The organism is Paraburkholderia sp. BR14374 (genome assembly GCF_040948685.1).
Taxonomy (GTDB): domain Bacteria; phylum Pseudomonadota; class Gammaproteobacteria; order Burkholderiales; family Burkholderiaceae; genus Paraburkholderia; species Paraburkholderia youngii.
Genome location: NZ_JBFPKF010000012.1, coordinates 97266 through 123137 on the forward strand (window position 1 = coordinate 97266; position 25872 = coordinate 123137).

Here is a 25872-nt window from a genome sequence, read left to right on the forward strand (position 1 = left end):
GTGAGTTCAGTGGTTGTTCCGGGCGTTGGCCCGCGTCGCCTGGCGAAGGGACGCGAGCATCAGGTCGCATGCCCGAAAGCCGGAAAAGCCAGTGAAGGTCACCACCCGGCCACATTACGCCGGGTTTGCGCACCTGCGTCGCTCAGGCCGCGAGCAATCGACTCGACGACCGACAGCATAACGCAGGTAGATGGCGGAAATATGCTGTTCGATGTTTGCCTGGATTGTTGGTTAGGTTACCGAACTGCGGCAGGTAACGCGGGCTACGCCTTGGAGATGTCGCGACGCACGGCAGGCGCGGCGTGAAGTCTCCTGAGCCGGGGACGGAGCATCAGATAAAAGGCGGCAACGTGCGTGATCGCCAGCGTCGGCACATAGATGATCGGGATCGCGTACAGCGCGCCCAGTTCTCCTGAATGCGCGGGTAGATCGGCCGCTGTCGCGTGGTAGTAGTCGACAAGCAGATCGGCCATACCGACCACATTGAAAGCAACCACGAACGACCAGAAAAGCGGCCGTATCCGCGCCGTCAGCAAGGCCAGCATCGCGAGCACGCCCGTGGCGAAATCCCCATAAGCGGCGAACGCGGCGAAGCTCGCGGACAGTTGCGGACTGACGACGCCAGGCAGCAGGAACGCGAGTCCGAAGAAACGGAAGCTGTGCAAAGTGGCGATCGCGCGTTGCGCGTCGAACGGCGCCATCGACCTGAGCTTCGGCCACACGTAGGTGCCGAAGCACAACAACCAGGCAACGTAGCCCAGAACGAGATGCATCTGAAAGAGAAGCCGCGCTGACATGGTGCCTCCTGTCGAATGTTGGATGCGCAGGTGATAGGTGTACCATCGTCTCGCGCGAGCGACTATTCCTCACAATGTTGACAGGCTATGAAGCAGAACTTCACAGTCAGGCAGGGTGCACTCGACGGCGTCGAAGTCTTCCTCAGCGTGGCCGAGCATCGCAGTTTTCGCGGGGCCGCCGCGGCGCTCGGCGTGACGCCGTCGGCAGTCAGCCAGGCGGTGCGTGTGCTCGAAGCGCGCATCGGCGCGACGCTTTTCATTCGCACGACGCGCAGCGTCGGCTTGACCGAAGCCGGCGAGCGCTTTCTGGCGCGCGCCAAACCCGCTTTCGAGGAACTCGTCGCCGCCAGCGAGGTCGCGCGCGGACTCGGCGAGCGGCCGTCCGGCCTGTTGCGTCTTTCGGTGCCGCGCGCGGTCGTGCCGATCCTGCTGGAGCCGCTGATCGCGTCGTTCTGCGAGGCCAATCCAGAGGTCGAGGTGGAGATTGCGGCCAGCAAGGAGCTGATCGATCTTGCGGCGGAAGGCTTCGACGCCGGCATCCGACTGGGCCAGTTCGTTGCCGCCGACATGGTCGCGGTGCCGTTGACGGCACCATTCCGCTTGGTCGTGGTGGGGAGTCCCGGCTATTTCGCGGCGCGCGGCCGCCCAGAACACATCGACGATCTGCGTACGCATGCCTGCATTCGCTGGCGGCGCTCCAGCGGCGCGCTCGCGTCGTGGTCGTTCAACGACAACGGCCAGCCGCTCGAAATCGCCGTTTCCGGTCCTTTCATCGCCAGCGATTTTCTGGGCATGCTGGGTGCGGCGAACGCAGGCATCGGCCTTGCCCAGCTACCCGAGCCGATGGCCGCCGAGGGGTTGCGAACCGGAAAGCTCGTACGCGTTCTGGATGCGTATGCGCCGATGATCCCTGGCGTGTTTCTCTACTATCCGAGCCGCCGGCAGATCATGCCGAAGCTGCGTGCGTTCATCGATCATGTGAAGCGCCGCACGGCAAGTACCCAGAATGGACACTGATTGCCTGATCTCACAGCACCTCGCCCATGGACTGGCCTCGGAGCAGATTCCAACGCATTAGCCCTGTAATATCGACCGCCCCAGAAATATCAGCTCGTTGAACTGCGTGACCAGTTCAAAACACAAAGCAAACGACAGCGTGTAGGAGGGCCCGGGAAATCTGTGCATCCACCTCAGAATCGGCGCCGCAATAGGTGTCCTAACGGCGTCCCGAGTCATTATCCATGTGATGGTCGCTCCGATCGCCGCACCCGCGATTATGTCGGTCGGATAGTGCCATCCGAGATAAACGCGGGGCAGACATATGAAGATCGTGGTGTATAAAAGCGCGAGCACACCGACGCCGCGCGACACCAGAAAGATCCCGGTTGCGACCGAAATCCACAGCATCGCGTGGTCACTCGGGAAGGAACTCCAGGCTGGCAGCACGGCCGCATCTAGACCACCCGATGGAAAATTCAGGTGTAGCTCAGGATTAAAAAGAGGCCGCGTACGGAATGGCAAATAATGGGAGATAAGTCTGAATATCGCGAGCGCAAGAAGGCCGCTCGCGATCGTCGCGACGACCATTTCACGCTCCCAATCGCCACGCTGGCTGGGTTTGCACGCCGGTTCGTTGGCGTGCATCGAAGCTTGAAAACAACCGTCATCCTAGTGTCCGCAATAATTTTCGAACAATCGGCGCGATAGCGAACGTTTGCGCTTAACGGAACCTGTCGCGCTGCAGCGATGCCTTGATTTCGGGTTTCAACCCGTGCTGAAAACCTTCCTCGCCAAACACGACAAACAGCGACGTCAAACCTCGCGACCCGCCAGTCTGCTTCTCTTAAGCAATTCTTCAGCATGATTACATTACGATCGCGCCGAACCGGACAAGACGAACAACCGACGCGCATTCAAGGGATCTGTTGCCATGCAGTTGCTGTTGATGGGAAAGGATGAGTTGATCGCTCTGCCGGCCGTGGATACGTTGCGACGTGCGGGCCATATCGTCGACTGGATGAGTGTCGTTGGCGAGCCCATGAGTTGGCCGGACTGCAGCTTGTACGACCTCGTCATGCTCGACCCCGACCTGTCTGGAATCGACGTTATTGACGCGTTAAAGCGTTATCGAGAGTGCGGTGGCGATGCCTTCGTCATCATCGTGACGGCACAGAGAGAACTGGAAACTTGTATTGCCGCACTCGACGCAGGCGCGGACGATTACCTGGTCAAACCGTTCGACGTCGATGAGCTTGCGGCGCGCGTACGCGCGTTGACGCGTCGCAGAGTGGTGCGGACGGTTCCCGTTCTGGCGTACGACGGCCTCATGCTGGATGCAGCCTCTCATCGAGTCACCCTGCATGGAGAGCTGCTCACGCTGGCGCCGCGCGGGTTCGCTCTGCTACAGGCGCTGATCGAAGACCCGACGCGCGTTTTCACGCGCTCAGAACTTGAAGCGAGGATATGCGATCCACGCGAGGAAATCGCCAGCAATGCCATCGAAGTGCAGGTGTGTGGCTTGCGACGAAAAATCGGAGCAGGACGGATCGTGACGGTACGCGGCGCAGGCTATTGTCTGAGAACACCCGACTCGAAAGTCCGCTTCGCTGGCTAGCGGACGTTGCCGTTTCGAGCTCGGTTACCCACCTCGTTGCGAGGAACCATCGTGAGCGCGAGTCCGGCCAGCACGAGAGCCACGCCGCCCACGAGGGATGGACCGGCCCTGTCGCCGAACATCAACGATGCAGCGGCGATGCCGAAGACCGGCTGAAGGAACTGAACGCCCTCGGACGCAGTGCCCTGGTAGGCGATGACATCGCGGCTGGACTCCTCGTCGCGCCGTTTCCCGACATTCGCCTGAAAGTCGAGCGCGGCTATGATCTGGTCTATCGCGTCGGCAATCGCGATCATCCCAAGGTCTGCGCGCTGCGCGACTGGTTAGCCGCCGAAGTGCGGCGATTTCTGGCAGACACGAGATGAGTGCTGGCTTCGGCCAGGAGCGGCACCGTGGGCTATGGCGCTAATCCCGGTGCGTCGTCATCCAGGGTCGAGTTGAAGCGAAGAGCGCTATTTGGAACGCCGCTTTCCGTCGGAATACCTGGCCTACAAGGCGTCTGTGCGTCGCTGGCTGTGACCGCTCTCTGGAAAAGAGTTTCAGACTAGCGATAGTTCACGAAGTTGATAATATCGTTGAGGAACCACGGCAGTATCAGTTGCGTGTCGGAATAGCTGGTGCCGACGGTAAGTCGCGGTGGTCTCGCAGCGGCGTCGGGAGCGTGCAGTATGTAGGCGTTCGTATCATGCGCCGCCTGAGGATTCGCCGGCGGCGAGGTCGACGTGCAGCCGGCAGCGAAAACGAGAAATGCTGCGAAGCAAAGAGGCTTCATGAGCGGGCGAACTCCGGCGACGTTTTCTCCATTATGGCCGAACTCAGTCGAATACCGGCAACGAGCGCGCCCGCTTCACAACGCCAGCACCGTCACGCCGACTTCCATCCGATGCGCGCCGCCGCCGAGAATCGTCCCGCGCAGCAACGACACATCGCTGTAATCGCGCCCGATCGCGAGCGTCACATGATCGAGGTCGGCGAGCACGTCATTGGTCGGATCGAGATCGATCCAGCCGCTGGCCGGACAATGCACCGACACCCACGCGTGTGAAGCATCCGCGCCAATCAGACGCGGATGGCCTGGCGGCGGATCGTTGCGCAGATAGCCGCTGACGTAGCGCGCGGGCAAACCGAGCGAGCGCAGGCAGCCGATCATCACCTGCGCGAAATCCTGGCACACCCCGCTCTTCAGTTCGAATGCGCGTTCGGCCGGCGTATCGAACAGTGTCGCCGACGGCTTGTACGCGAAGTCCTCGTGAATGCGATGCATCAGATCGATCGCACCTACAACGAGCGGCCGGCCGGGCGTGAAGCTCGGCAACGCATAGGCGCGCAAAGAAGGTCGCAGCGCGATATTGGGCGACGCGAAGCAATACTCCGCCTCTGGACGGAACGCGCCGCCCACGCGAAACCGTAGCGCCTCGGCCACCGTCTCCCAAGGCGGGGTGGCCTCGGCGTCGAGGTCGGTCCAGCGCGGCGTCAGCGCAACCGTGGTCTCGCTGACGAGTTGCAGACACTCGTGCGGTGTATCGAGCGCGAAATACAGCACGTCGTTGCCGAACGCGTCGATGCGGCTATGCCGATACGACGGCTCCGGCTCGATCCGCTCGCTGCGCGAGATCACGCGCTGCCACGGACACGCGAGCGGCCGGATCGTCGCCAGATGCTGCGCGGTTTCGACATACGTCGAGTAATGGTAGGTAGTGCGATGCGAAACCGACAGCACCGTCGACGCGTGCTTCATACCCACACCTGCGAGGCGACCGTGGTCGCGTGACTGAAATAGCGCGCGCTGATTTCATGCGCGGCCGCATTGGCGAAGCCGCCGATCTGATCGCACAGCGCAATCAGCTTGCCATACGAGCCGTGTTCGTCGACCTCGCACAGCGATCCGAGCGACGGCAGCATCTCGAGCGGCGGCAGCAGCTCCGCGAACGGCCGATGCCGCACGCTGCCCGCCGCGATGGCGATCTCGTCGAGCTTGTTGCGCAGCCGCTCGTACACGCCGTAAATGCCGCGCGGATTGTGCGGTTCGATCACGAGCAGATCGAGCAGCGCGGGCACTTCGAAACGCCCCGGGTACAGCGAGCGATACGTGAGCGTGCTGTCGAACATTTGCAGCAGCAGATCGAAGCCGGCCGGCGTCGCGAGTTGGCCGTTCGCGGCGACGCCGCGCATGAACGCGGCCATCGTCGCGACGCGTTCGATATGACGCCCGACGAACAGCAGCCGCCATGCTTCATCGCGCGTCATGCGGTCGCCCTGCGCGCCGCTGATCGCCGAAAGCTGCACCGACAGATGTTCGAGCGCGTTCGCGAGCGTCACGCGATCGTAGCGATCGAACGCACTGCCGCTGCTCGCGGCGCCCGCGCCGCCGTTGCCTGCGCCCACGGCAGGCAGCAACACCTGCAACGCATCCTGAAAGTCGTTGCGCGCCGCGAGGATCATGCGCCAATGATCGTTCGACAACCGCCCACGCACCTCGCCGTTCGCGCGCGCCTGGCAGTTGAGGTTCTGGCTGATGCTGACACTGCCCGCGCTCTCGCCGAGATTCGCGACGAGCGCGCGCTCGAAGGTCTGCGGCGAGGCCGGCCCGTGCGGCGACGCCAGGTCGCCAGGCTGCACGAGGCCGCACCATGTCGCGAGTTCGACCAGCGTCGCGAACATCGCGTCGGCGTCGTTGCCTTCGAGCGAGCCGAGAATCAGCCGCAGCAACCGCACATTGTTTTCCGCGCGCTCGCCGTAGCGGCCCGCCCAGAACAGGTTCTCGGCGGCGCGGCTCGATACCGTGCGATGCTTGCGCGTGAGGTCGGCGGGCTGCATCGGCGAAGGCAGCAGCGTGAACGTAGAGCTTGGCTGGCTCGACAGCACCCAGGTATCGACGCTGCTGCCGCCATGCTGCATGGACACCGTGGTCTGACGCCCGGCGGCCATGCGGGTGAAGCCGCCCGGCATCACGTGCCAGCCGCCGTCGACGTCGGCGATCGCATAGACGCGCAGCACCGACGGCCGCCCGCCGATCGTGCCCTCCTCGTAGCGCGGCGTGCAGGAAAAGCGCTGCTCCTGCTGGATCGTGAACGCGTCGGGCAACGCGTCGATGCGCTCGCGCCATGCCGCGAGCGGCTGTCGGCCCCGTTCGACGCCGGGCGGCGCATCGCGTCCCGCGAGCGGCCAGGTCGGCACGATCAACGCGTCGTCGAGATGCGCGAACGCATGCTCGCGCGCGGCCTGTTCGCCGCACCACCAGGTCGGCACGCCGGGCAGCAGCAGCTCTTCGCCGAGCAACGCTTCGGCGATACCGGGCATGAAACCGTGCAACGCCGGCGACTCGGCGAACCCCGAGCCCGGCACGTTCGACACGATCACGTTGCCCGCGCGCATCACCTGCAACAGCCCGGGCACGCCGATCGTCGAATCGGCGCGCAGCTCGACCGGGTCGCAGAACGCGTCGTCGAGACGGCGCAGCACGACGTGCACGCGTTCGAGGCCTGCCAGGGTCTTCAGATAGAGCCGGTCGCCGCGCACGGTCAGATCCTTGCCTTCGACTAGCGTGACGCCGAGATAGCGCGCGAGAAACACATGCTCGAAATAGGTTTCGCTGTACGGCCCCGGCGTGAGCAGCGCGATATGCGGTGAAGCGTCGGTGCTTTCCTCGTCGCGCATCGTCGCTTGCGCGGCCTGCACGAGCGTCGCGATCAGTTGCGAATAGAGCGGCGCGAGCCGGCTCACGCGCAGCGAGCGGAACGGCTCGGCGAGCAGCGTCGACACGATCAGGCGGTTTTCGAGCGCGTAGCCGAGACCGGACGGCGCCTCGGTGCGATGCGCGATCACGCTCCACTCGCCGCCCGGCGTGCGCGCGAGATCGAGCGCGACGACCTGCAGATACTGGCCACCGGCCGGCGTGAAGCCCTTCACCGAACGCAGATAGCCGGGATGGCCGAACACCAGCGCGGGCGGCAGTTGCCCATGCTCGAGCAGCGTCCGCGGTCCGTAGATATCGGCGACGATCGCGTTGAGCAGACGCGCGCGCTGCGCGACGCCGCGCTCGAGCTGCGCCCACTCGGCCTCGCTGATCAGGAACGGCAGCAGATCGAGCGCCCAGGGCCGCGACTTGCCGTTGTCCGCGTAGACGTTGTAGCTGATGTCGTTGTCGCGGATCTGCCGCGCGATCGACGCGTGATGGTCCGCGAGCCGCGCCACCCCGTCCTCGTCGAGCAGCGCGAAGAACTGCCGCCACGGCTCGCGCAGCGCGCCCGACGCGTCGCGCAGCTCGTCCCAATGTCCGTCATGACCCGGCAGCAACCGCAACAGGGACGAAGCGTCCGCCGGCATCGCGGACGCTTCGAAGGGCAAGGTCGATTGAAAGGCCAAGGTCGTGTGGTGTCAGCGATGCGTATTGTTCAACTGTGGCGCAGATCGAGCGTGAATGGAAACTCGAGGCTGCGTTGCGGTCGGCCCACGGCGAGCGGTCCCGGCGTATGACCCGACGGGAAGAAACGCGCGCGTCGCCGGCTTTCCGCCTCGTAGGCGTTGACCGGGAAGGTCTGATAGTTGCGCCCGCCCGGATGAGCGACATGATACTGGCATCCGCCGAGTGAGCGGCCGCTCCAGGTGTCGACGAGGTCGAACGTGAGCGGCGCGTGCACGCCGATCGTCGGATGCAGCGCCGACGATTGCGCCCAAGCGCGAAAACGCACGCCGGCCACGTACTCGCTGACGCGGCCGGTCGGCTGCAGCGGCACCGGCACGCCGTTGACGCTCAGCACGTGACGATTGCCGTTCAACCCGAGCGCGCGCACTTCGAGCCGCTCGACCGACGAATCGACATAGCGCACCGTGCCGCCGGCGGAGCCCTCCTCGCCCATCACGTGCCACGGTTCGAGCGCGTTGCGGATCGTCAGGTCGATGCCGCTCAGCGTCATCTCGCCGACGAGCGGAAAGCGGAATTCGAAGTGCGGCGCGAACCACGCGCTATCGAAGGCGAAGCCCGCTTCGCCGAGTTCGGCGAGCACGTCGTCGAAATCCATCTTTACGAAGGTGCCGAGCAGGAAGCGGTCGTGCAGCTCGGTGCCCCAGCGCGTGAGCCGCCGCGTGTACGGCATGCGCCAGAATCGCGCGACCAGTGCGCGCAGCAGCAATTGCTGCACCAGACTCATGCGCGCGTGCGGCGGCATCTCGAAGCCGCGCAGCTCCAGCAGACCGAGGCGGCCTGCGGGTCCGTCGGGCGAATACAGCTTGTCGATGCAGAACTCGGCGCGGTGCGTGTTGCCGGTCACGTCGATCAGGATGTTGCGCAGCGCGCGATCGATCATCCACGGCGGCAGGTTGCCGCTGTCGCGGCCGCCGAGCAGATCGACCTGCCGTTGCAACTCGGCGAACGCGATTTCGAGTTCGTAGACCTGGTCGTTGCGCGCTTCGTCGACGCGCGGTGCCTGGCTCGTCGGTCCGATGAACAGCCCCGAAAACAGATACGACAGCGACGGATGGTTGTGCCAGTACGCGATCAGGCTCGCGAGCAGGTCGGGCCGGCGCAGGAACGGGCTGTCGGCCGGCGTCGCACCTCCGAGCACGAAGTGATTGCCGCCGCCGGTGCCGGTGTGGCGCCCGTCGAGCATGAACTTCTCGCTGCTCAGATAGCTGTGCGCGGCCGACTGATACAGGTACTCGGTGTGATCGACGAGCTCGTCCCAGTTCGCGGCCGGATGAATGTTGACTTCGATCACGCCGGGGTCCGGCGTCACTTGCAGCACCTTCAGGCGCGGATCGCGCGGCGGCGGATAGCCTTCGAGCACGATCTGCATCTTCAGCTCCTCGGCCGTCGCTTCGACCGCGGCAAGCAGGTCGAGATAGTCGTCGAGATCGGTCAGCGGCGGCATGAACACGTGCAGCAGCGTGCGGCCGCTGCCGAAGGAATCGGCTTCGGCTTTCGGGCCGGCCGCGCGCTTCGGGTCGCGTGCCTCGACGCACACCGCGGTGCGCAGCGTGTCCTTCGACGATTCGCCACGCGCCGGCAGCGCTTCGTCATGGAGCGGCGGCGCATACGCGAGCACGCCGCCTTGCGGCATGCCGCTCAGCAGATCGGCCGCCGACAGCGACAGCGCGGCCGCCTGCCGCGCGCGGGTCTGTTCCTCGGCGATCTGCCGGCTCTCGCGCCCGTCTTCGTACTGCACGCGCAACTGCGCAGCCGTGCGCAACGGCTGCGGCGGCGCGAACGGATCGTGCGCGTGCTGATACGGATAGTCGGTCTTCGACACCCACGGCAGCGAATCGAGCGGCAGCCGGTAGCCCATCGGTGAATCGCCGGGGATCAGATACATGCGTTCGTCGCGGAAGAACCAGCGGCCCGTGATCCACCTCGCCGCGATGCCCGGCGCGCCGCGCTCGCGGCCGAGCGGCAACACGTAGCCGGCCGGACTCGCGAGCCCGGCGTCGAACACGCGGCGCAGCCGCACGCGTTCGAGTTCGTCGTCGAGGCGCGCGTCGAATGGATCGACGTTGACCGGCAGGCGACGCTCGCGCCACAGGTAGTACCAGGTGTCCTCGTAGCCGGGCTGGATGCAGTCCGCGTCGAGCGATAGCTTCGCCGCCAGATGCGCGATGAAGCGTTGCGCGTCGCCGGCCGTGTAGCGGCCAGGCTCCCGTTCATCGGCGAACAGGGCCGGGTTGCGCCAGCATGGTTCGCCGTCGGCGCGCCAGTACAGGGACATCGCCCAGCGCGGCAGCTGCTCGCCCGGATACCACTTGCCCTGGCCGATATGCAGGAAGCCGTTCGCGCCGTAGCGTTCGCGCAATCGGTCCATCAGCGCGACCGCGTAGCCGCGCTTGGTGGGTCCAAGCGCGTCGGTGTTCCATTCGGCGGCATCGCGATCGCGCACCGACACGAAGGTCGGCTCGCCGCCCATCGTCAGTCGCACGTCCATGTCGGCGAGTTCATAGTCGACCCGCGCGCCCATCTTCAGCACGTCGCGCCAAGCGGCTTCGCTGTACGGCTTCGTGACGCGCGGCGACTCCAGCACGCGTTCGATCGACATCGTGTGTCCGAATTCGACCTCGCATTCGTCGACCGCGCCCGAGATCGGCGCCGCGCTGCCCGGCTCCGGCGTGCAGGCGACCGGAATATGGCCTTCGCCGGCGAGCAGCCCCGAGGTCGGATCGAGCCCGATCCAGCCCGCGCCCGGCAGATAGACCTCGCACCACGCGTGCAGGTCAGTGAAGTCGACCTCGGTGCCGCTCGGGCCGTCGATCGATTTGACGTCGGGCGCGAGCTGCAGCAGATAGCCGGACACGAAGCGCGCCGCGAAGCCCAGTTGCCGCAGCGTCTCGACGAGCAGCCAGCCCGTATCGCGGCACGAGCCCGACGCGTTGACCAAGGTTTCCTCGGGCGACTGAACGCCCGGCTCCATCCGGATCAGATAGCGAATTTCGCGTTGCACCCGCTGGTTCAGCGCCACCAGGAAGTTCGCGGTGCCGGCCGGCGTGCGGTCGATGCTCGCGACGAACTCGGCGAAGCGCGGCGTCATCGGCCGTTTCACGCAGTAGGGCGCGAGTTCGGCTGCGAGTTCCGGTGCGTAGTCGAACGGAAACCGCTCGGCCGATGGTTCGAGGAAGAAGTCGAACGGGTTGTAGACGGCCATCTCGGCGACCAGGTCGACGCTTACCTTGAACTCGCGCGTCTGCTCGGGAAACACCAGCCGCGCCTGATAGTTCGCGAACGCGTCCTGCTGCCAGTTGATGAAGTGCCTCGCGGGTTCGACGCGCATCGAGTACGACAGGATCGGCGTACGGCAATGCGGCGCGGGCCGCAGCCTCACCACTTGGGGCGACAGCGTAACCAGTCTGTCGTAGCGGTAATGAGTAACGTGATGCAAGGCGACGCGTATGGACACTCCGGACTCCTCGACGAAAGGTGCAGCCCGCCAAAAAAGCAAGCTCTATGCCGTTGCTGGTCAAACTCGTGTGAATCGTTTGGTGTTGCCTGAATTGCGTGTGCGTTTTGCGTATCTGTTGTCTTGCCGTTGGGCTACGTCGGACCGTGCACCAAAGCGGCGCAGCACCGATGCACGATCATGACCGTACTGTGCGTTAAAGCGGTGACGTCTGGCAATCGCGGCATGAAGATTGCGATCGTTCGTCACCGCAACCGACATCGCACTGATCACAAGGCCGGCCCGATGAAAACCTTCCACTGCAATCGCTGCGCGCAACTGCTGTTCTACGAGAACGTCCGCTGCGAGCGCTGCGAGTCGCTGCTCGGCTATCTCCCCGAACTGCGCGAAATCAGCGCGTTCGAAGACGCTGGCGACGGCCGCTGGCGCAGCCTGCATCCGGAGGCCAACGGCGCGCTGTTCCGGCAATGCCACAACTACGCGGTCGAAAACGTCTGCAACTGGATGATCCCCGCCGATTCGCCCGACACGCTGTGCCGCGCCTGTCAGTTGACTCGCACGATTCCGAACCTGAGCGAACCGGAAAACCGGCTCTACTGGTACCGGCTCGAAGTCGCGAAACGGCGCCTGCTGTACACACTGGGCGAACTTGGCCTCGATGTGCAATCGCGCGACGCGGACCCCGAGCGCGGTCTCGCCTTCGAATTTCTCGCCGACGGCGGCGATGGCGAGCCGGTGATGACCGGTCACGACAACGGGCTGATCACGCTGAACATCGCCGAGGCCGACGACGCGCATCGCGAGAAAGTGCGCACCGCGATGGGCGAGCCGTACCGCACGCTGCTCGGCCACTTCCGCCACGAGACCGGCCACTACTTCTTCAGCCAGCTGATCGAAAACGAGCCGCGCTGGCTCGAACCGTTTCGCAAGCTGTTCGGCGACGAGCAGGCCGACTACGGCGAAGCGCTGAACGACTACTATCGCGACGGTGCGCCGGCCGACTGGCAGGCGTCGTACATCAGCGCGTACGCAACGATGCATCCGTGGGAAGACTGGGCGGAGACGTGGGCGCACTATCTGCTGATCGTCGATGTGCTCGATACCTCGACGTCGTACGGACTCGCGCTGCTGCCCGACGATCCGAGCGAGCCGACGCTGACCGACCGCACGCCGGTCGAGGATGCGAGCTTCGGCAATCTGATGAAGCGCTGGTTTCCACTCACGTACGCGCTGAACAGCCTGAACCGCAGTCTGGGCATGCCCGACGGCTATCCGTTCACGCTCGCCGCGCCGGTGGTCGACAAGCTGCGCTTCGTGCATCGCGTGATCGCGGCGGCGGGCGGCAAGCGCGACAACCGGAGCGACCGCGAGCACATGAGCGCATAAAAGAGCCCGCTGTCGGATCAACCGGCAGCGGGCTTTCATCACACGGTCATCGCTTCAGTACGCCACATAAGGCCCCTTCCCACCCGGCGTCGACTGCTGCTCGATCGCCGCATAGACGTTGCGGCCATAAAAGAACGGCAGCCCCCAATCGAACACCGTCGATGTCACGAACGCCGGTCCCGCGAGCAGCGGCAATGCCGAGTCGCCGCTATAAGTCTGTGCGATCGACATCGCATTGCCGACGTTGAACGTCACCGCGCTCGTCGTGCCGTTCACGCCTTCGATCATCGCGCTCAACTGCTGCGTCGAGCTCGGGCAGTAATACGCGCTGTTCGGACTCGCGCAGGCTGGCAGCAAGGTGGTCTGGAAGAAGAGTCCCGTCGAGCCGCTGTCCACAATGCTGCGCGTGTACGTGGTGCCGTTCTGCACCGTCGTGAACGTGCCGTTCGACGGACTCACGCCGATCACCTGCGCCGCGCCGAGCGCATTGTTGCCCTGCGTGCCGATGCCGAACACGAGTTGCCCCGACACCGATGGCGCACCGCCCGACACGGTCGGCAGACTGAGCATCGAGCCGTTGTTGTCGGTCGCGAAGTACGGCACCGGATTGGCGACCTGATACGTCTCCGCGAGCGGTATCGACGTGCAGTTGGCGCCGCTGCAACCGTAGTAGGTCGCGGGAATCGCCTGCTGCACGCAGCTCGCGCCGCAGTCGTGCTTGAACACGCCGATGCCGAGAATGCCGTTCGCCTGCAAGCTGGCCGGCGTATTGCGCGGCGCGCCGACGGCCGCGCAATCGCTTGGCAGGGATGCGTAGCCCGGATCGATCAGCTGGATCGGCAGCGACGCGGCTTTCTCGCCGGCGATCTGCACATCGGCGAGCTTCACCGCGCCCCACGTATAGCCGTCGAAGAACTGCATGCATTCGGCGACGGAATTGCCCGCGCCGTCCTTCTGCTGCGGCAGGCTCATCGACGCGGGCAGTTGCGATGCGAACACGCGCACGCCCCACGAGCCGGTATCGACGAGCACGTGATCGATCGTCTGGCAATTACCGGTGCCGGGCGCGCAGATCGTGATGCTGACGAACGGCATGTTCGGCACGTTGCTGATGCCCGAGTCGACCGTCACGCGCACCGCGTTGGCGGCCAGCACCTGCGGCGACGGCGACGTATTGGTCACGGTCGAACCCGATGAGCCGGTCGAACTCCCGGACGTGCTCGAATTGGCCGTGGTGCTCGCGCTGCCGCCATCACCACCGCCGCCGCACGCGCTCAGCAGCAGCGCCAGAACCACGACGGGCGTCGCGCCCAGCCGAGTCATCCACGAAGACCTGAATCGCATGATTCGCTCCGTTATTGAATGACGCTGACATCGACGCCGCCCGGCACCGCCTGCGGCAGATACGCGTAGCCGGTGAAGGCGCGCAGATGGCCGCTCGAGAACGCTACGAGATCGCTGTTCGACACCGCGAGCGGCACGCCGCGACGCGTCGCGCTGGCGGCGACGTAGGCGTCGAACGATGCGCCGAGCATCGCCTTCAGATCGGGCAGCGTCGGGCCATCCCACGCGACGCCGAACACGATGCCGTTGGCCGCCACGAATTCGCGCACGTGGGTGCCGGACGGCAGCGTCAGCGCGTGCACCGAATAGGCGCCCTGTGCGCTGGCCGCATGAGCGACTGCGTGCAGGCGCGTCTGATCGGCGTCGACGGTGCTGGCGTTCTGGCCGAGCGTCGCGTGCGCGGCGAACGGCAACGCGCAGCATGCCCCGAGCACTGCGCAGGCAATGCGGGTAACAAGCTTCGGATTCAAGAGATTTCCTTCCCAGGTGAAAACGCGAAACGAGGGGCGCACACCTGACCGGCTAGGCCGGGCTGCCTTCACGCCGGTTGGGCTGCGTGAATGCGTCTACGGAAAGGCGGGGCGAAACTTTAAGTCAGGGGAATGGCGCGCGGCAATCGTTTGCTGCGCGATTCGAGCCTTTGGAGGCTGCTGGATCGTTCGACTACGCTCGATCAGTGCGGACAAAGTCTTTTGGCGACAATGCCTTGGTTTTCTTCTGATATTTAGAAGCAGCAGGCTGCGGAAATTTCGGTCGTCGCGCGTAGAAGCTGTGAATGAGGGGAGCGTTTTTTTATCGATGTAAGCGTCTACCGAATAACGGGCGAAAAAATCGCGGAGGGCTTGACGGACCTCCGCGACATAGATGGTTCGGAACTCGCGGCGTGCGCTACTTCTTCTGCTCAAGAAGCGACTTCAGCTCCTGCACATTCTCCTCTACGCGTTTCGCGATCACCGCATACGACTCCGCCTGCGTCTGATACGCGGCTTGCGCAAGCTGCTGCATATCGGCGAGCGATTTGTGCAGGCTCTGCTGGATCAGCTCCGCGGTTTTGCTCGACGGCGCGGCGCCGGCCGCGGTGAGTTGCGCAGTCAGTGCCTGCAACTCGCCCAGCGTGCTGCGCAGCATCTCGGCCTGTTTCTGCGCGAGCGACTGCATCCCCTGGAATGCTGTCTGATTCGCCTGAACCAGCGCTTCCATGTCCTTGCGGCGTGCTTCCATGATGGCGGGTACGTCGAAGCCGGGGAGCTTGAACTGTTCCAGCATTTTGGTCAGATCGCCAAACGGATTGGCTGCATCGGGTCGGTCCATGCGAAATCCTCCTTGCGGTTGAAGACTCATCGCCTCTGCGCCGCCCGCACCAGGCGCGACGCCGATGCCGGCGGCTGCGTGTGCCGCGCGTGCCGCCACGGCGACGTGCTTTTGGGGGTCGCACGGCACATCGCAGCAATCATGCGCTATCCGGCTGCGTTGCGCCAGCGGCGCTCACCCTGACGCAAATTCGTGCGCGGTGACGTGCGTCGCGTCGCGCGTGCTTCGAAAGGCTCGGAAAGTTACTGAATGGCTTTCGTAACCCGGCGGATCAGCGTGTCGACTATCGTTGCGAGGAGCCGGTCCATCGTGGCGCCGGCGCTGTTTTCGCTGGGAGCGACATCATGAGAAAAGCAATCCTCAGCGCGGCCGTGGCCGCGGTTCTTGGCATCATCGCGACGAACGCGCTTGCCGACGACGGCATGCCACCGCCCCCGCCCGCCGCGATGCACGACGGCGGTCCGCGCGGCGACGGGCCGCCGGGGCATGGTCCGATGATGGGTCATCCGAGTCCAGCTTTCGCGGTGATCAACGATCTCGAACAACTGCGCCGTCTGTATGCGCTGAGCGGCCGTCAAGGCGAGATCGTCGCGGTCTACCACGACGTGTTGAACAAGACCCAGGACCCGATGCTGCGCCACTACGTGTACGACTCGCTGGCGCGCGAGCAGCTGAAGCCCGCCAATCCCGAGCAAGCTATTGCGACACTGCGCACGACTCTCGCCGAAGATCTCGCTGCGGTGAACAAGGCGCCGCATGGCACGCCGCCGGGTCTGCCAGCCGCGCAAGCGCAATAAATCTTCGTCGCGAATTGCGAATGGAGCGCCGCGCCACGCGGCGCTTTTTTTGCGCCGAAGCATGCGAGCGCAATCGAGCGATCGGTGCGTCGCCGCCTCTCGCCGATGGGTGGAAGCGCTCCCGCAGCCCGCTCTGCGCGGCTTTGCGGGTCTTCGTTGCCTGTCCCACATTGGCGCTTCACTGGCGCTTTCCATCTTCCGTCAGGTGATTACGATAGGAGCTCCGCAACGTCAGGACAGGGTGAAGGAATGCGCTATCCAATGGACATGGCCATTGCCGCCGCCCTGCTCGTGTTCGTGCTTTGCTGCATCGTCAAACTCGCTTTGAACTGATCGGCGGCTCGATCTCCGCGCCCTCTCTTCTTGGTGTTGCTCTTCCGCCGTTTCGTGTCGCGCTTCGCCGCGGCTCCCCGCGCTTCGCGCCTTCATGTCGCCGTGACATCGCTCGAAATAATTGTTGAATGGAGTTCGGCGGGCCGCTCGCCCATACTTCGTTCGCTGCCGGTGCGTGACGAATCACAGACGCATGAGATCGAAAGGCTTCACGTGCGAATCCCTTCGCCGATGATCGACGATCCCACGGTTGCCCGATCATCGGCGATGGACTCGAACCCACTGGCACCGCGTGCCGACGACAGGATCATCATGTTGACTTCAGTGAATTTCATCAAAAAGAACGCCGCCCGTTTCACCTGCATGGCACTCGTGTGCGGCAGCGCGCTGCTGAGCGGCTGCGCCGGCGCCAGCGTCACGAATCTGAGCGCGACGAGCACGTCCGCGACGGCCGACGCAGGCACGCAGTCGACGATGCATCCGGACACGATCTACGTGTACACGTTCGATGCCGATCCGCAGCAGGTCAAGCTCGATAACAGCGGCATGCTGCAGAAACTGAAGACGCAGATGTCGGGTTCGTCGGACGCGCAAAAGCAGGTTGCCGATGCCACCAAGGTGCGCGAGCAGGTCGCCGACGAGATCGTCCATCAGCTGCAGGCGATGGGTCTGCACGCGGTGCGCGCCGACGCGCCGGTGCCCGCCGGCCAGAACGTGCTGCTCGTGCAAGGCAGCTTCGAGACGATCGACGCCGGCAATCGCCGCCGCCGCACGCTGATCGGGCTCGGCGCGGGCAAGAGCGAGGTGAGCAGCGCGGTGCAGATCGTCTACCAACCCGCTGTGGGCGCGCCGCGCGTCGTGCAGAGCTTCACGGCCAACGCGGACAGCGGCAAGATGCCGGGCATGGTCGAAACCGCCGGGGTCGGCGCGGCGGCCGGCACCGTCGCGACCGCGGCAGCAGCCGGCGCAGGCCTGCACGGCGTGACCGAAACGAAGCGCGCGGGCGTGTCGGACGATGCAAAGCGCCTAGCCGATGCGGTCGCGAAACAGATCGCGCAGTTCGGTGTCGAAGCCGGCTGGATGCCGGCCGCGCGCAAGAGCTGAGCGGTTGAGCGCGGCCGGTTGCGCGCCCGACTGAAAAGCGCGGTTGACAAGCCCGGCGGTGTGGAGAGATGTCCACGCCGCCGCGTTTTTTATCGACGCGGGCGCCGTCTTCATCCGCGCCACAGCCCTCGCAACAATGCGAGCAGCGCGGCAGGCGCAGTGCCCTTCTGGCAATAGCCGTCGAAATTGTGACGCTCGCGGCCGGTTTCCCTCACATGATCTTCGTCCAGCGACGTGAACGCGACGATGCCGAGGCTGTGCGTCGGCAGATAGCGGCGCAGCGCGCTCGCCGTTTCGTAGCCGTCGCGCTCCGGCATCATGATGTCGAGTACGACGACGTCGGGAACCCAGTTGCGCACGCAGCGCAGCGCCGCCGTGCAGCCGGTCGCGGCGCGCGCCTCGACGCCCTCGTAGGACAGCCAGGTGGCAAGCGCTTCGGCGGCGCTCTCGTTGTCGTCGACGACGAGCACGCGCGGCACGTCGTGCAATAGCTGGACCTCTCGGGCGCTCCATCTCTGGCAGGTAGTCGAATTTCGTGACATGTATGGCGGCCTGCGGTTAAACCTTTGGGCGGGTAGCAAACGCTGTACCGTCCTCGCGGTGCCGTCAAACCCGCGCATCACGGCGTCATGACGCCATCAGAAACACCCACTTTTGCCATCTGTCCGGTAAATCGTCGCAGTTCTGCCGCAGTTCTGCCGCAGTTCTTCCGCAATTCTTCCGCAGTTCTTCAATAGGAACGATTCGCATTTGAACGATAATCGGGCCGGACCTTTCGTTCCTCGCGCGGACCGTACCTGACCCAGGGCGCGCCGCGTACGTTCCTGTTGTCGGTCAGCACCGACTTCCGATCGTCTGACGCGATGTCGGTCGCCCGTGCCGGGCGACTCGCATGCATGACTAAAACGCTGCCAGGCTTTCGGGCCTGGCAGCGTTTTAGCATTTACGCGCGAATTGAACGGCGTGGTGCCGCCCCGCGTCACTCGACCGGCGGCTCGCCTTCGGGTTTCTTCTTCGGCCGCTGCGCATCGGCGGCGCGCTGCGGCAGCTTGCTCTTTTCGTTATCGCTGTGCTTGACGGGCTGGGGATGATTGAACTGTTCGTCGACGACTTTCATGGTGTGCCTCCGTCCCAACGCAACGCAACCCAACTCTCAACTCAACACAAACAACACAACGCTCATGAATGTTCGGCGGACCGCTCGGTCTCGCCCGTGCCTGCGACTGCGGCCGGCGCACCGGCTGCCGCGCCCATCGTCACCAGCACACTGCATGTCACGCGATCGAGCAGCAGCCCGTCGTGCCGGCCACCCCACCATCGCGCGAGTCCGTGACTGCGGCGATGACCGACGACGACCAGATCGACCTTCAGATCGTTAGCGAAAAACGGAATCTCGTCGAGTGGTTCACCGATTGCGAGATGACCGGTCGCGCGGATTCCGCGCGCGGCGAGTTTCTGCAAGCCCTCGTTGAGCAGCGCTTTGGCGGATTCGTTGATGAAATCGACCGGCACCGCGGACGTGATATCCGCGCCCTGCATCCACGCCGTATTGTTGAGCACGGAAAGCAGGTGCACTTCCGCGTTCAGGTCTTGCGCGAGAGCGGCACCGTCCTTCAATGCGTGTTGTCCTTCGCGTGTTCCGTCGTAACAGAGAAGAATGCGCTTGAAGCTCGACATGGGAACCTCCTTGCGCCGCGCGGCAAGTCATCAATTAATTATATGTCAGTTCGTGACATATACCGCGCGACACCGATACATGCAAATACCTACAGAAACGCCGTTGAGCAGGCATTTTTCGCGAGATTCGGTGGCCACCGAATCCCTGCCCTGGAATAGCGAAATGCGCCGGAACCGTTCCCGCTCGCGTTCCTCGTTGAAGATCGACAGCGAGGGTTTGACGAGATCGTGGCGTGACATGATGCCGATCAACCGATAGCTGGATGTGTCGGCGACGACCGGCACGCGATCGAGCGAACGCGCGGCCAGACGCGCGGCAACGTGCCGGCAGGTCGCTTCCGGCAACGCGATGTCGAACCGCTCGTTCGCGAAGTTCGCATCGCTTGCGCACAGCTCGCCCACCGTCGGCGTCGCGCGGCCCTCGTCGAGCGCCGCGCTCTGCATCCGCCGATCGGCCATGCCGACTAGCCGCCCCGCCTGCACCACGGGGTACGCGCGATGAATCTGCGTCGAGCCGAAGAATGGTCGGATCGAGATAGGGAATGCGTGTGCCGTCGTAACAGCATGCGGTTGCCCGGCGCGGCGATCAGGAACGCCGCGCTATGACTCCGGCCACAGAAAGAAAACATGCGCAGCGTTTGCCGCGGGATCGACGGGCAAACCATGGCTGTGCGACCGAGCGGTCCATGCCTCGTGCGGCGAACCGTTCGGCCATTTCACGAGCACCACCGCTCCACTGGACAACTGGTCGACAACGGTGCCGCCATACACGCCGATCACGCTGCTTCGCACCTCTGTGTCGCGCGACGCGGCACATGGGTCGCGCATCGGCTGCTGGTATCGGCCGGTTTCCTGCTCGGGTGAGAACGCGTGGGCAAGCGGAACGGTGCAAACCGAAATAAGGAGGATTGCGTCGACGCGACGTCAATCGTTTCATCGCGATTCCCTCGACGAACTACAGCCCCCAGATGATGTCGGCGTCCGAGTCACGCGCCGCACGCATCATGTCCAGAAACGGCCACGCGCGCTGTGATAGCCGGTTGCGCGGCTCGCGTTGAGTGCTCGTTGAACAGTGCAATGCTTCGAGGGTCGTTTCCGCGGCCGCGTCTTCGGTGATGGCGACTTCGAGACGATCGATCGCGTGGACCAGCTCGTCGTGGCTGATAACGCCTCGCTCGCCGAGTCGCTTGCCGATCAGTCCTAGCAGATATTGCGCGAGATCCCTCAGCATGACGACATCCGGCGACGCCGTCGATTGAAATGTGATCATCATGATGGCTCCCTTATCGATCTATCAGGCAACCGGCCAACGAGCGCTCCCAATCGGTCTGCCATCATTTTATATCACACCGTGATAAAAAAGAACGTGCGGATCGGTGATTTGGGGCCAGGCTGAAGGAGGTCGGGCGCGCGCTCGACTGTCTGCGATATGCGACAGATTTGGCGCGCCGCGCGGGGGTTGGAGAACTTTTTATATCACATTGAAATATAATCATGACCAGACTGTATTCGCGTTGCCAGGGTTTCCCCGGTAATGTCGGGCCCGGCATCTTCGACTACTTTCCGCTCCTATCTTGTCCCGCTCTCCTGCTGTCGGCTGGCTTGCCAGCTTTCTCCCCGCCCCGGTCACCGTGAAATGGCACGAGCGTGCGCGTTCGTGCCTCGGCGCGCTGCTCGGCATCGCGTTCACCGGCGGTCTGATGTATCTGCTGCTCGGTCCCGCCGCAAACATTCCGCTGCTGGTCGCGCCGATGGGCGCCTCCGCGGTGCTGCTGTTTGCGGTGCCCGCGAGCCCGCTCGCGCAGCCGTGGTCGATCATCGGCGGCAACCTCGTGTCCGCGACGGTCGGCGTGACCTGCGCGATGCTGATCGGCGATCCGACGCTGGCGGCCGCCCTCGCAGTGGCGCTGTCGATCTCCGGCATGTTCGCGCTGCGTTGCGTGCACCCGCCGTCGGGCGCGGTCGCGTTGACGGCGGTGCTGGGCGGCCCGGTCATTCATGCGCTCGGCTACCGCTTCGTGCTCGAACCGATCGCGATCCAGTCGGCCGCGCTGCTGTTCGCGGCGCTCGTCTATCACGCGGCAACCGGCCACCGCTACCCGCATGCGGGACGCCAGGACCGCGCGACGCCGAACCAGGCCGCCGACGAAGCCGCGCGCGTCGGCTTCACCCGCGACGACGTCAAAGCCGTGCTTCGACGCCGTGACGAAATGCTCGACATCGGCACCGACGATCTCTATTCGTTGCTGCGCGAAACGCAGCTACAGGCCTTCTCGCGCAGCTTCGACGAACTGCGCTGCGAAGACGTGATGTCGCGCCATGTCGTGTCGCTGTCGCCGGGCACGCGCGCCGCCGCCGCATGGGAGCTGTTCAGGCGCCACAACGTGAAGGCGCTGCCGGTCGTCGATGGGAAGCAGAAGCTGCTCGGCATCGTCACGCGCGCCGATTTCGTCGACAGGAAAAGCTTCGGCGCGCTCGGTCCGATCCTGAACTATTTCGACGGCTGGCTGCGCGGGGATGCGCTTCGCACGTCGAACGTCGGCAGCTTGATGACCACCGACGTGTGCACCGTCGGCGCCTCCGATCCGATCACGGAACTCGTGCCGATGTTCGCGAACTACGGGCACCACCACGTGCCGGTGCTCGATCGCGGGGGGCGCGTGGTCGGCATGATCACGCAGGTGGACCTGATCTCCGGCCTGTACCGGCAGACCGCCACCCAAGCCCGCAAGGTGGCCTGATTTTCAGTTAAAAGAGCGAGGAGATCTGCCGCGCGACGCCGTTGCCACGGCCGCAATCCACCTAAATACATCATGTCGTGATATATTTTCCGTTTCTTCACATCGGCGGATATTCCATGAAAGTACGGACTCGCAAGCTCGTCAAGAGCGATTTCGAGCAGTTGTCGGAGTTTCGCTACCAGATGCGGCGCTTCGAGCGATTCTCGGAGCAGGCCGCGCAGAACGAGGGCATCACGCCGTTGCAATACCTGTTGTTGCTGCATATCAAGGGCTATCCCGAGCGCGACTGGGCGACCGTCGGCGAACTCGCGGAGCGTCTGCAGGCGCAACATCACGGCGTCGTCGCACTGGTATCGCGCTGCGAGGCACTGAGTCTCGTGCGCCGCCAGGTCAGCGAAACCGATCGTCGCCAGGTTGAAGTACACATCGAAAAAGCGGGAGAACGGGTACTCGAGCGGCTCGCGGAACTGCATCGCGCCGAATTGAGATCGCTCGAAGGCTCCTTCCAGATTCCTCGGATCGACCTCGACTAACCATGAGCATGGATTCCCACAAACGCGACTTCGCGGCGAATGCGCGACTGCCCGGCATTTTCGCGCTCGCCGCGTGCATCGGCCTCGTCAGTACGTTTGCCGCTTTTGTTCTGCTGAACCTGATTCACCTGTTCACCAACCTGTTTTTCTTCGGCACGCTGTCGTTCGTCGACCGCTCGCCCGCCGCCAATACGCTCGGCATCCGGGTGATCGGCGTGCCTGTGATCGGCGGCTTGATCGTCGGCCTGATGGCGCGCTTCGGCTCCGAAAAAATTCGTGGCCACGGCATTCCCGAGGCGATCGAAGCGATCCTGTTCGGCAAGAGCAAGATGTCGCCGAAAGTGGCCGTGCTAAAGCCGTTGTCGTCGGGCATCGTGATCGGCAGCGGCGGGCCGTTCGGCGCGGAAGGCCCGATCATCATGACCGGCGGCGCGCTCGGCTCGCTGATCGCGCAGTGCGTGAAGGTCACGTCGGCGGAGCGCAAGACGCTGCTCGTGGCCGGCGCCGCGGCCGGCATGACCGCGGTGTTCGGCACGCCGCTCGCGGCCGTGCTGCTCGCGGTCGAGCTGCTGCTGTTCGAATGGCGCCCTCGCAGCTTCCTGCCGGTCGCGGTGGCTTGCGCGGTCGCCGGCTTCGCTCGCGCGATTTTCTTTGGTACAAGTCCGCTGTTTCCGCTGCAGACCGCCGCGCCCGATGGCTGGTCCCTGCTGTCGTGCGCGGTCGCTGGCGTGTTGTCGGGCGCGCTTGCGTCCGGCCTGTCCGCCGCGCTCTACAAGGTGGAAGACCTGTTCGGCAAGCTGCCGATCCACTGGATGTGGTGGCCCGCGCTCGGCGGCATCGTCGTCGGCATTGGCGGCTGGCTCGAACCGCGCGCGCTGGGCGTCGGTTACGACGTGATCGGCGATTTGCTGCATCAGCATATTGCGGTGCAGGTCGCGCTTTTGCTGCTCGCCGTGAAGGCTGTGATGTGGGTCATCGCGCTCGGCTCGGGCACGTCGGGCGGTGTGCTCGCACCGCTGCTGATGCTCGGCGCCGGACTCGGCACAGTGCTCGCGCACTGGCTGCCGGGCAGCGAGCCGGCGCTGTGGCCGCTCGTCTGCATGGCCGCGACGCTTGGCGCCACGCTCGGCGCGCCGCTGACGGCCATCGTGTTCGCGTTCGGCCTCACGCACGACGCCAATGCGCTGCTGCCTCTGCTGACGGCAACGCTGATCGCGCACGGCTTCTCCGCGGTGGTGATGCGGCGCTCGATCATGACCGAGAAAATCGCGCGACGCGGTTATCACATCTATCGCGAGTACGGCGTCGATCCGCTCGAGCGCCACTATGTCGACGAAGTGATGACCGCCTCGGTCGAATCGGTCGATGCCGCCACGACGGTCGGCGCAACGCTGCAGACGCTGTTCGGCGCGAACCAGCTGCGCCGCGCGTATCCGGTGGTGCGCGACGGCGCGGTGATCGGCGTGGCCGACCGCCCGTTGCTCGAACGCTTCTGCGCCGAGGACACGGAGCGCAAGCGCGCGATGACCCTAGCCGACGTGTTCGCGCAGCACAACACCGCGTTCGCGTTGTCATCCGAGACCTGCCGGCTCGTGGCGACGCGGCTCGCCGTGCTAGGGCTCGAACGCCTGCCGGTGGTCGCCGATGGCAACAGCATGCGTCTGATCGGAATCGTGTCGCGCAGCGATCTGGTCAAGCCGTCGCTCGCTCACTTCGAAGAGGAACACAAACGGGAGCGGTTCCGTCGTATCGGGCCGTCGCTCGTCAAGCGGCGCTTCCCGCCGGCCCGTAAAACCAGCTAAAAGACCGCTGCAATTGTCAAAGGCCGAGCCCCGCGAGGGCCTCGGCCTTTTTATTCGCGCATGCCGCTATTTGCCCGCGCCACGCGACTCGACGCAACCCAGCACGAGCGTGTCGCCCGATTTCGCGCCCGGACCCAGCGCCGCGGTATGAAAGTCCGCGTGGTCGCAATGCCATTCGGCGTGGAAGTCGCGCGGGCATGCCAGAGTCGTGCCGCCTTTGTGCAGGCCGGGCAGCGGGTAATCGCAGGTTTCCCGTCCGTTGCAATGACGCTCGAGCTCGCGAGTCAGATTGCCGCGCGGCGCGCCGCAATTCCCGCCATAGGTGCCCGATACGATCGTGATCGCGCGCATGGGCGCGTCGGCGTTGGCGGACACCACGAATACACCGCTTGCTAGCCCCAGCACGGCAGGAAGGATTCCACTGAGGAAAATCCGTCCGCGCGGTGAAGTTTCCATCGGCTTCTTCACTTTTCGCCTCCGTTCCCGCTACAGGCGACGCTGAACCGAAACACACCGCCTATAGCCAGGTATAGAGGAAAGAGCCAAACGCTGCCACACAAAAACCCATGCCTACAGGCAATCGCGGCAAAACCCGTTATTCGAGCGCCTTGTCGTTCGGCTGCGCGTAAAGCTGCTTCAGCGAATCGCTCATCGGAAAGTCGAAGCTGATGTTCTTCGGCGGCACCGGCTTGACGAACCAACGGTCGTACATCGTGTGGATTTCGGGTCCTTTCATCACCTGTTCGAGCGTGTCGTCGACGAGCTTTCTGAACTCGGGATCGTCGCGGCGCAACATGAAGCCATACGCTTCCGACGATTGCGGCGTGCCGGTGATGATCCAGTCCGACGGCTTGGCGGTCAGCGTGCGCGTGCCGGCGAGCAGCACGTCATCCATCATGTACGCGACGGCACGGCCGCTTTCGAGCGTGAGGCGCCCTTCGCCGTAATCCTTCGCGCTGATGATCTGCATGTTCATCTTCTTGTCTTCGTTCATCTTGCGCAGGATGCGCTCGGACGTCGTGCCTTGATTGGTCACCACCGTCTTGCCCGCGAGATCCGGGAAGTCCTTGATGCCGGAGTCCTTGCGCGTCAGAAGACGCGTCGTCGCGACGAAGAACGTGTCGCCGAAGCTCACCTGGCTCTGGCGCGCGGCGAGATTGGTCGTCACGCCGCATTCGAGATCGACCGTGCCGTTCTGTACGAGCGGGATGCGATTCTGCGAGGTGACCGGGATGAAGCGCACCTTGAGGTCCGGACGCTTCGTTTTCGTCTTCACCGCATCGATGATCTTGTTGCACAAGTCCTGCGAAAAGCCGATCACTACGTTGTTCGCATCGACGTAGGAAAACGGCACCGAGGTCTCGCGATGGCCAATCGCGATCACGCCGCTTTGCTGGATCTTCGCGAGCGTGGACGTCGTGTCCTGCGCGAACGCGGCAGTACTCACCGACGTTGCCGCCACGAACACGGCAACAGCGGACCAACTCATCACTTTCATAGGTATCTCCGATCGTTCTGCAGGTTCCTGATGGATGGCGGGCTGCTGTGCCAGC

The 25872-nt window shown here is 64.4% G+C and carries 25 protein-coding genes; 8 read left to right on the forward strand and 17 right to left on the reverse strand.

Going from position 1 to position 25872, the window contains the following annotated elements; genetic code table 11:
* Positions 1-263 precede the first annotated feature (263 nt).
* Entirely contained in the window at positions 264-797 is a 534-nt protein-coding gene (locus AB3X86_RS24985; protein WP_368598101.1) for a hypothetical protein, read from the reverse strand.
* Positions 798-884: 87 nt separating this feature from the next.
* On the opposite strand from AB3X86_RS24985, the gene AB3X86_RS24990 reads away from it, so the two are divergent.
* Positions 885-1814, forward strand: coding sequence for a LysR family transcriptional regulator (locus AB3X86_RS24990; RefSeq protein ID WP_368598102.1), 930 nt, complete (start codon positions 885-887; stop codon positions 1812-1814).
* A gap of 57 nt (positions 1815-1871) precedes the next feature.
* On the opposite strand, the gene AB3X86_RS24995 is transcribed toward AB3X86_RS24990, so the two are convergent.
* Positions 1872-2441: a phosphatase PAP2 family protein gene (locus tag AB3X86_RS24995; RefSeq protein WP_368598103.1), complete on the reverse strand. Its 570-nt coding sequence runs from the start codon at positions 2439-2441 to the stop codon at positions 1872-1874.
* A 286-nt stretch (positions 2442-2727) separates the two neighbouring features.
* On the opposite strand from AB3X86_RS24995, the gene AB3X86_RS25000 reads away from it, so the two are divergent.
* Positions 2728-3411: a winged helix-turn-helix domain-containing protein gene (locus AB3X86_RS25000; protein ID WP_368598104.1), complete on the forward strand. Its 684-nt coding sequence runs from the start codon at positions 2728-2730 to the stop codon at positions 3409-3411.
* Here the strand turns inward: AB3X86_RS25000 and AB3X86_RS25005 are convergent.
* The 5 genes from AB3X86_RS25005 to AB3X86_RS25025 form a co-directional block, all read right to left on the reverse strand.
* The gene (locus AB3X86_RS25005) at positions 3408-3707 is read right to left on the reverse strand and encodes a hypothetical protein (protein ID WP_368598105.1); all 300 of its coding nucleotides are present in this window, start codon (positions 3705-3707) and stop codon (positions 3408-3410) included. The genes AB3X86_RS25000 and AB3X86_RS25005 overlap by 4 nt on opposite strands.
* Positions 3708-3955: 248 nt before the next feature.
* A complete protein-coding gene (locus AB3X86_RS25010) occupies positions 3956-4183 on the reverse strand; it encodes a hypothetical protein (RefSeq protein WP_368598106.1) in 228 nt (75 codons plus the stop codon).
* A gap of 75 nt (positions 4184-4258) precedes the next feature.
* Positions 4259-5149, reverse strand: a complete 891-nt coding sequence (locus AB3X86_RS25015) for a transglutaminase family protein (protein WP_176125908.1) — start codon at positions 5147-5149, stop codon at positions 4259-4261.
* The gene (locus AB3X86_RS25020; protein ID WP_368598107.1) at positions 5146-7737 is read right to left on the reverse strand and encodes a circularly permuted type 2 ATP-grasp protein; all 2592 of its coding nucleotides are present in this window, start codon (positions 7735-7737) and stop codon (positions 5146-5148) included. Before AB3X86_RS25020 ends, AB3X86_RS25015 begins: the two co-directional genes overlap by 4 nt.
* 68 nt (positions 7738-7805) lie before the next feature.
* Entirely contained in the window at positions 7806-11291 is a 3486-nt protein-coding gene (locus AB3X86_RS25025; RefSeq protein WP_368598108.1) for a DUF2126 domain-containing protein, read from the reverse strand.
* A 285-nt stretch (positions 11292-11576) separates the two neighbouring features.
* Between AB3X86_RS25025 and AB3X86_RS25030 the strand changes: the two genes are divergently transcribed.
* Complete coding sequence (locus AB3X86_RS25030) at positions 11577-12677, forward strand: putative zinc-binding metallopeptidase (protein ID WP_176106648.1); 1101 nt, start codon at positions 11577-11579, stop codon at positions 12675-12677.
* Positions 12678-12731: 54 nt separating this feature from the next.
* Here AB3X86_RS25030 and AB3X86_RS25035 read toward each other — a convergent pair whose 3' ends face one another.
* From AB3X86_RS25035 to phaP, 3 genes are all read right to left on the reverse strand, one after another.
* Positions 12732-14021, reverse strand: a complete 1290-nt coding sequence (locus tag AB3X86_RS25035; RefSeq protein WP_368598109.1) for a DUF3443 domain-containing protein — start codon at positions 14019-14021, stop codon at positions 12732-12734.
* An 11-nt stretch (positions 14022-14032) separates the two neighbouring features.
* Positions 14033-14491, reverse strand: a complete 459-nt coding sequence (locus AB3X86_RS25040) for a DUF2844 domain-containing protein (protein ID WP_368598110.1) — start codon at positions 14489-14491, stop codon at positions 14033-14035.
* Positions 14492-14909: 418 nt separating this feature from the next.
* Complete coding sequence (gene phaP, locus AB3X86_RS25045) at positions 14910-15332, reverse strand: TIGR01841 family phasin (RefSeq protein ID WP_368598111.1); 423 nt, start codon at positions 15330-15332, stop codon at positions 14910-14912.
* Positions 15333-15676: 344 nt separating this feature from the next.
* Between phaP and AB3X86_RS25050 the strand changes: the two genes are divergently transcribed.
* Positions 15677-16129 (forward strand): hypothetical protein, encoded by a 453-nt coding sequence (locus AB3X86_RS25050; RefSeq protein WP_368598112.1) that lies wholly within the window; start codon positions 15677-15679, stop codon positions 16127-16129.
* A 645-nt stretch (positions 16130-16774) separates the two neighbouring features.
* Positions 16775-17566, forward strand: coding sequence for a DUF4410 domain-containing protein (locus tag AB3X86_RS25055; RefSeq protein ID WP_368598113.1), 792 nt, complete (start codon positions 16775-16777; stop codon positions 17564-17566).
* Positions 17567-17676: 110 nt separating this feature from the next.
* Here AB3X86_RS25055 and AB3X86_RS25060 read toward each other — a convergent pair whose 3' ends face one another.
* From AB3X86_RS25060 to AB3X86_RS25080, 5 genes are all read right to left on the reverse strand, one after another.
* Positions 17677-18108, reverse strand: coding sequence for a response regulator (locus tag AB3X86_RS25060; RefSeq protein ID WP_176106654.1), 432 nt, complete (start codon positions 18106-18108; stop codon positions 17677-17679).
* Between the two features lie 437 nt (positions 18109-18545).
* On the reverse strand, positions 18546-18683 hold the full coding sequence (locus AB3X86_RS25065; RefSeq protein WP_013092287.1) for a hypothetical protein: 138 nt from the start codon (positions 18681-18683) through the stop codon (positions 18546-18548).
* A 62-nt stretch (positions 18684-18745) separates the two neighbouring features.
* Positions 18746-19243, reverse strand: a complete 498-nt coding sequence (locus AB3X86_RS25070; protein WP_176106655.1) for a universal stress protein — start codon at positions 19241-19243, stop codon at positions 18746-18748.
* Positions 19244-19288: 45 nt separating this feature from the next.
* Positions 19289-19702: a CBS domain-containing protein gene (locus tag AB3X86_RS25075; RefSeq protein WP_368598114.1), complete on the reverse strand. Its 414-nt coding sequence runs from the start codon at positions 19700-19702 to the stop codon at positions 19289-19291.
* A gap of 496 nt (positions 19703-20198) precedes the next feature.
* Positions 20199-20516, reverse strand: a complete 318-nt coding sequence (locus tag AB3X86_RS25080; protein WP_368598115.1) for a DUF1840 domain-containing protein — start codon at positions 20514-20516, stop codon at positions 20199-20201.
* A 301-nt stretch (positions 20517-20817) separates the two neighbouring features.
* Between AB3X86_RS25080 and AB3X86_RS25085 the strand changes: the two genes are divergently transcribed.
* From AB3X86_RS25085 to AB3X86_RS25095, 3 genes are all read left to right on the forward strand, one after another.
* A complete protein-coding gene (locus AB3X86_RS25085; protein ID WP_368598116.1) occupies positions 20818-21984 on the forward strand; it encodes an HPP family protein in 1167 nt (388 codons plus the stop codon).
* Positions 21985-22100: 116 nt separating this feature from the next.
* Positions 22101-22517, forward strand: a complete 417-nt coding sequence (locus AB3X86_RS25090) for a MarR family winged helix-turn-helix transcriptional regulator (protein ID WP_176384891.1) — start codon at positions 22101-22103, stop codon at positions 22515-22517.
* A gap of 2 nt (positions 22518-22519) precedes the next feature.
* On the forward strand, positions 22520-24319 hold the full coding sequence (locus tag AB3X86_RS25095) for a chloride channel protein (protein ID WP_368598117.1): 1800 nt from the start codon (positions 22520-22522) through the stop codon (positions 24317-24319).
* Positions 24320-24385: 66 nt separating this feature from the next.
* Here the strand turns inward: AB3X86_RS25095 and AB3X86_RS25100 are convergent, their stop codons facing one another.
* Both AB3X86_RS25100 and AB3X86_RS25105 read right to left on the reverse strand, forming a co-directional pair.
* Entirely contained in the window at positions 24386-24787 is a 402-nt protein-coding gene (locus AB3X86_RS25100) for a hypothetical protein (RefSeq protein ID WP_368598118.1), read from the reverse strand.
* Between the two features lie 127 nt (positions 24788-24914).
* Positions 24915-25817 carry a glutamate/aspartate ABC transporter substrate-binding protein gene (locus tag AB3X86_RS25105; protein ID WP_368598119.1) on the reverse strand — a complete coding sequence of 301 codons (903 nt, stop codon included), beginning with the start codon at positions 25815-25817 and terminating at the stop codon, positions 24915-24917.
* Positions 25818-25872 lie beyond the last annotated feature (55 nt).

Coding starts and splice junctions, on each gene's coding strand:
- AB3X86_RS25035 (WP_368598109.1), bottom strand. CDS start 14,021: ATGCGATTCAGGTCTTCGTGGATGACTCGGCTGGGCGCGACGCCCGTC.
- AB3X86_RS25050 (WP_368598112.1), top strand. CDS start 15,677: ATGAGAAAAGCAATCCTCAGCGCGGCCGTGGCCGCGGTTCTTGGCATC.
- AB3X86_RS25090 (WP_176384891.1), top strand. CDS start 22,101: ATGAAAGTACGGACTCGCAAGCTCGTCAAGAGCGATTTCGAGCAGTTG.
- AB3X86_RS25030 (WP_176106648.1), top strand. CDS start 11,577: ATGAAAACCTTCCACTGCAATCGCTGCGCGCAACTGCTGTTCTACGAG.
- AB3X86_RS25070 (WP_176106655.1), bottom strand. CDS start 19,243: ATGTCGAGCTTCAAGCGCATTCTTCTCTGTTACGACGGAACACGCGAA.
- AB3X86_RS24995 (WP_368598103.1), bottom strand. CDS start 2,441: ATGCACGCCAACGAACCGGCGTGCAAACCCAGCCAGCGTGGCGATTGG.
- AB3X86_RS25010 (WP_368598106.1), bottom strand. CDS start 4,183: ATGAAGCCTCTTTGCTTCGCAGCATTTCTCGTTTTCGCTGCCGGCTGC.
- AB3X86_RS24985 (WP_368598101.1), bottom strand. CDS start 797: ATGTCAGCGCGGCTTCTCTTTCAGATGCATCTCGTTCTGGGCTACGTT.
- AB3X86_RS25005 (WP_368598105.1), bottom strand. CDS start 3,707: ATGATCGCGATTGCCGACGCGATAGACCAGATCATAGCCGCGCTCGAC.
- AB3X86_RS25075 (WP_368598114.1), bottom strand. CDS start 19,702: ATGGCCGATCGGCGGATGCAGAGCGCGGCGCTCGACGAGGGCCGCGCG.
- AB3X86_RS25060 (WP_176106654.1), bottom strand. CDS start 18,108: ATGTCACGAAATTCGACTACCTGCCAGAGATGGAGCGCCCGAGAGGTC.
- phaP (WP_368598111.1), bottom strand. CDS start 15,332: ATGGACCGACCCGATGCAGCCAATCCGTTTGGCGATCTGACCAAAATG.
- AB3X86_RS25055 (WP_368598113.1), top strand. CDS start 16,775: ATGTTGACTTCAGTGAATTTCATCAAAAAGAACGCCGCCCGTTTCACC.
- AB3X86_RS24990 (WP_368598102.1), top strand. CDS start 885: ATGAAGCAGAACTTCACAGTCAGGCAGGGTGCACTCGACGGCGTCGAA.
- AB3X86_RS25015 (WP_176125908.1), bottom strand. CDS start 5,149: ATGAAGCACGCGTCGACGGTGCTGTCGGTTTCGCATCGCACTACCTAC.
- AB3X86_RS25065 (WP_013092287.1), bottom strand. CDS start 18,683: ATGAAAGTCGTCGACGAACAGTTCAATCATCCCCAGCCCGTCAAGCAC.
- AB3X86_RS25080 (WP_368598115.1), bottom strand. CDS start 20,516: ATGATGATCACATTTCAATCGACGGCGTCGCCGGATGTCGTCATGCTG.
- AB3X86_RS25000 (WP_368598104.1), top strand. CDS start 2,728: ATGCAGTTGCTGTTGATGGGAAAGGATGAGTTGATCGCTCTGCCGGCC.
- AB3X86_RS25020 (WP_368598107.1), bottom strand. CDS start 7,737: ATGCCGGCGGACGCTTCGTCCCTGTTGCGGTTGCTGCCGGGTCATGAC.
- AB3X86_RS25095 (WP_368598117.1), top strand. CDS start 22,520: ATGAGCATGGATTCCCACAAACGCGACTTCGCGGCGAATGCGCGACTG.
- AB3X86_RS25105 (WP_368598119.1), bottom strand. CDS start 25,817: ATGAAAGTGATGAGTTGGTCCGCTGTTGCCGTGTTCGTGGCGGCAACG.